Origin of the sequence: Cellulomonas septica (assembly GCF_012396155.1) — a bacterium.
Taxonomy (GTDB): Bacteria; Actinomycetota; Actinomycetes; order Actinomycetales; family Cellulomonadaceae; genus Cellulomonas; species Cellulomonas septica.
The window spans coordinates 1-4,562 of the sequence record NZ_JAAXOY010000270.1; the positions used below are offsets into that span (position 1 = coordinate 1).

General features: G+C 74.1%; 4 protein-coding genes and 1 pseudogene. 4 read left to right on the forward strand and 1 reads right to left on the reverse strand.

The window, feature by feature from the left end; all coding sequences use genetic code 11:
* Positions 1-196: pseudogene (locus HGA02_RS11245) on the forward strand (hypothetical protein); the annotation flags it as partial.
* A 6-nt stretch (positions 197-202) separates the two neighbouring features.
* Here HGA02_RS11245 and glgA read toward each other — a convergent pair.
* Positions 203-1,426, reverse strand: coding sequence for a glycogen synthase (gene glgA, locus HGA02_RS11250; protein ID WP_168679086.1), 1,224 nt, complete (start codon positions 1,424-1,426; stop codon positions 203-205).
* A gap of 111 nt (positions 1,427-1,537) precedes the next feature.
* Between glgA and glgC the strand changes: the two genes are divergently transcribed.
* The 3 genes from glgC to HGA02_RS21700 form a co-directional block, all read left to right on the forward strand.
* Positions 1,538-2,779 (forward strand): glucose-1-phosphate adenylyltransferase, encoded by a 1,242-nt coding sequence (gene glgC / locus HGA02_RS11255; RefSeq protein ID WP_168679087.1) that lies wholly within the window; start codon positions 1,538-1,540, stop codon positions 2,777-2,779.
* Between the two features lie 65 nt (positions 2,780-2,844).
* Positions 2,845-3,582: a phosphoserine phosphatase SerB gene (gene serB / locus HGA02_RS11260; protein WP_343035446.1), complete on the forward strand. Its 738-nt coding sequence runs from the start codon at positions 2,845-2,847 to the stop codon at positions 3,580-3,582.
* On the forward strand, positions 3,579-4,562 hold a 984-nt coding region (locus HGA02_RS21700; protein WP_168679088.1), incomplete at its 3' end, for a DUF4037 domain-containing protein. The genes serB and HGA02_RS21700, both read left to right, overlap by 4 nt.

Genomic DNA, 4,562 nt, shown 5'->3' on the forward strand with positions numbered 1-4,562 from the left:
CGACGGCATCGACGGCCGCCGGGTCCGGGTGCTCGCGTCGGCGGCCCGGTTGCGCGGCATCGTCGCGCTCGCGACGCAGGACGACGGCGGTGCGGTCAACCTGTGGCAGGCCGACCAGCGCTCGACGGCGCTGCGCGAGGTCGACCGCGTCGCCCGCCGCGCGATGGCGGCCGCGGCGACGTCGATCGGACCCTGACAGGGCTCAGCCCAGGACGTCGCGGTAGACGGTGAGCGTGCGCTCGCCGATCGCCTCCCAGGAGAAGTGGTCCTCGACTCGCGTGCGCGCGGCGCGACCCCAGGCGGCGGCGCGGTCGGGGTCCTGGACGAGCGCGGTCAGCGCGTCCGCGAGGTCGTCGACGAACCGGTCGGGGTCGACGGGCGTGCCGGTGCCGTCCTGCACCTGGTCGATCGGGACGAGCGTGCCCGTGACGCCGTCGACGATCACCTCGGGGATGCCGCCCGTGGCGGTGCCGACGACGGGCAGGCCGACGGCCATGGCCTCGAGGTTGACGATGCCGAGCGGCTCGTAGACCGACGGGCAGACGAACACCGTGCCGTGCGCGAGGATCGCGACGACGTCCGCGCGCGGCAGCATCCGGTCGATCCACACGACGCCCGAGCGCTTCTCGCGCAGCTGCGCGACGAGGCCCTCGACCTCGGCGGCGATCTGCGGCGTGTCGGGCGCGCCCGCGCACAGCACGAGCTGCACGTCGGCAGGCAGCCGCTCGGCGGCGCGCAGGAAGTACGGCAGGCCCTTCTGGCGGGTGATGCGGCCGACGAACACGACGGCCGGTCGCGTGGGGTCGATGCCGAGCGCCCGCACGGTGGCCTCCGCACGCTCGGCGTCCTCGCCCGTCGGGCGCCGCCAGCCGTCGAGGTCGATGCCGTTGTGGACGACGTGCACGCGCGACGGGTCGACCGCCGGGTACGACCGGAGGATGTCCTCGCGCATGCCACCGGACACCGCGATCACCGCGGCCGCCGCCTCGTACGCGGTCCGCTCGGCCCACGAGGAGATCGCGTACCCGCCGCCCAGCTGCTCGGCCTTCCAGGGGCGCAGCGGCTCGAGGCTGTGGGCGGTGAGGACGTGCGGGACACCGTGCAGCAGCGACGCGAGGTGCCCCGCGAGGTTCGCGTACCAGGTGTGGGAGTGCACGAGCGAGCTCGCGACGCCGTCGTCGCCGACCCGGCCGACCGCGTCGACCATCTCGAGGTCGACGCCGAGCGTCTGCAGCGCTGCGTTCGCGGAGGCCAGACCGGCGGGGACGGTGTACCCCTCGACGCCCGGCTCGTCGCGCGGTCCGTCGAAGGCGTGCACGCGCACGTCGACCTTGTGGCGCAGCACGCGGGTGAGCCCCGCGACGTGGACCCCGGCACCGCCGTAGACGTGCGGCGGGTACTCGCGGGTCAGCAGGTCGACACGCACCGGGACCTCCACTGTCGGGTCCGGTCGGCGACCGGCTCTCTCCGCGACACGCTAGCGCGAGACGGCCCGCTCGCCTCGCCGGAGGACGCCCCGTGGGCCTAGGGTCGTCGCATGGCAGCGCCGCGCGTCCTCGCAATCGTCCTCGCAGGTGGAGAGGGCAAACGACTCATGCCGCTGACGGCGCACCGCGCGAAGCCCGCCGTCCCGTTCGGGGGCATCTACCGGCTCGTCGACTTCGCGCTGTCGAACGTCATCAACTCGCGCTACCTGCACGTCATCGTGCTCACCCAGTACAAGTCGCACAGCCTCGACCGGCACGTGTCGAAGACGTGGCGCATGTCGCCGCTCCTGGGGAACTACGTGGCCGCGGTGCCCGCGCAGCAGCGCGTCGGCAAGCACTGGTACCTGGGGTCCGCGGACGCGATCTACCAGTGCCTCAACATCATCGAGGACGAGCGCCCCGACATCGTCGTCGTGGTCGGCGCCGACCACGTGTACCGGATGGACTTCTCGCAGATGGTCGAGGCGCACCGGGAGTCCGGTGCCGAGCTCACCGTCGCGGCGATCCGCCAGCCGATCCACGAGGCCGACCAGTTCGGCGTCATCGAGACGCACCCGAGCGACCCGACGAAGATCGCGGCGTTCCGCGAGAAGCCGACCGACCCCGTCGGCCTGCCCGACTCGCCGCTCGAGATCCTCGCGTCGATGGGCAACTACGTCGCGAACACCGACGCGCTCGTCCGCGCGGTCACCGAGGACGCCGAGAACCCGACGTCGCGGCACGACATGGGCGGCGACATCGTCCCGGCGTTCGTCGCGCGCGGCACCGCCGCGGTCTACGACTTCATCCGCAACGACGTGCCCGGCTCGACGCCGCGCGACCGCGACTACTGGCGGGACGTCGGGACGATCGACGCGTTCTACGAGGCCAACACCGACCTCATCTCGATCGAGCCGGTGTTCAACCTCTACAACGACGAGTGGCCGCTCTACACCGGCTACACGGGACTGCCGCCGGCCAAGTTCGTGCACGCGGGCGCCGGTCGCCTCGGCCACGCGGCCGACTCGATCGTCTCCCCCGGTGTGCTCGTCTCCGGTGCGACCGTGTCCGGGTCCGTCATCTCGCCCGGCGTGCGGCTGCACTCCTGGGCGCAGGTCACCGACTCGGTGCTCATGGACGACGTGCACGTGCACCGCTACGCGCAGGTGCACCGCGCGATCATCGACAAGAACGTCGTCGTCCCGGAGCGCGCGCGGATCGGCCTCGACCGCGAGCACGACCTGGCGCGCGGCTTCACGATCACCGAGTCGGGCATCACCGTCGTGCCGAAGGGCGCCGTCGTCTCCGACTGACGACGTCCGGACACCAGGCGGGCACCCACGACGGCGCGGCGGACCGTCGCACTAGCCTGCGAGGCGTGAGCACCCCCGCGCCCCGCACCGCCATGCCCGCCGCCACCGAGCCCGCACCGTGCGCGGTGACCGAGCCCGGCGCACCCGTCGACGCCGTCGACGACACGCGTCGGCTCGTCGTCATGGACGTCGACTCGACGTTCATCACGGGCGAGGTCGTCGAGATGCTCGCGGCGCACGCCGGGACGGAGGAGCTCGTCACCGAGATCACCGAGCGCGCGATGCGCGGCGAGATCGACTTCGCCGCTTCTCTGCACGAGCGCGTCGCGACCCTCGCCGGGCTGCCGGCGTCGGTGTGCGAGGACGTGCTCGCACAGGTCGAGCTGTCGCCCGGCGCCGTCGAGCTCGTCGCGGAGCTCGACGCGCGCGGGTGGCCCGTCGGGCTGGTGTCGGGCGGGTTCCTCGAGATCGTCGAGCCGCTGGCCGCGCGGGTCGGCATCCGGCTCGTGCACGCGAACCGGCTCGAGGTCGCGGACGGGCGCCTCACGGGCCGCGTCGCCGGGCCTGTCGTCGACCGCGCCGTGAAGGCGCAGACCCTGCGGGAGTACGCCGTGCGGGTCGGCGTCCCCATGGAGCGCACGATCGCGATCGGCGACGGCGCCAACGACCTCGACATGCTCGCCGCGGCGGGCTTCGGCATCGCGTTCAACGCCAAGCCGCTCGTCGCCGCGTCGGCGGACGCCGTCGTCACCGACCGCCTGGACGCGGTCCTCGACCTGCCGCCGTTCACCGTCGGCGCGTGACACCCGCGTTCGTCCCGGGCCGGGAGCTCGCGCGCCTGCTGTACGCGCACGTCGCACCCGTGCTCGCGGCGCGCGGGCTGGCGCACACGGCGGCGCTGGTCGGCCCGGGGTCGGACGTGCTGGGCCACGACGACGCCACGTCGACCGACCACGACTGGGGTCCGCGCCTGCAGGTGCTGCTCTCCCCCGACGACCACGCGGTGCACGCCGCCGCACTGCACGAGGAGCTGCGGCACGTCCTGCCGGACGAGGTGGGCGGCTGGACGACGCGCGCCGCACCCCCGGCGGCCGACGGCACGCGCGGCCCGGGGGTCGGCGGCCCGGGCAGCCCGGTCGAGCACCGGGTCGAGGTCCTCACGCTCGACGCCCTGCTGACGCGCGTGCTGGGTGACCTCCGCCCGCCCCTGACGGTCGCCGACTGGCTCGTCGTCCCGCAGCAGCGCCTGCTGTCGCTGACGGCGGGCGTCGTGCTCCACGACGACCTGGGCCTGGAGCGGGTCCGCGCGGACCTCGCGTCCTACCCGCGCGACGTCTGGCTCTACCAGCAGGCGTCGGCGTGGTGGGCGATCGCCGAGGACTCCCACCTGGCGCCCCGCGCCGGCATGGCGGGCGACGACCTCGGCTCGCGACTGGTGACGGCGCGCGTCTGCCGGACCGCGGTCCTGCTCGCCTTCCTCCAGGCGCGGACGTACGCGCCCTACGACAAGTGGCTCGGCACGGCGTTCCGGCGGCTGCCGTCGTCGCGCGACCTGCTCGGCCCCCTCGACGCCGCGCTGGCAGCCGCGGACTGGGAGGCGCGTCAGCGCGCGCTGGGCCAGGTGCTCGTCGGGCTGCTGCGCGGGCACAACGCGCTCGGCCTCACGCCGCCGGTCGCCGAGGAGACGGCGCCGTTCCACGCCCGCCCGTTCGAGGTCGTCGACGCGGAGGGCGTCGCGGACCTCCTGCTCTCCGCCGTGGTCGATCCCGCGGTGCGGTCGCTG

Excerpts from the sequence above, each read along its gene's own strand:
- glgC (WP_168679087.1), top strand. The coding sequence starts at position 1,538 with ATGGCAGCGCCGCGCGTCCTCGCAATCGTCCTCGCAGGTGGAGAGGGC.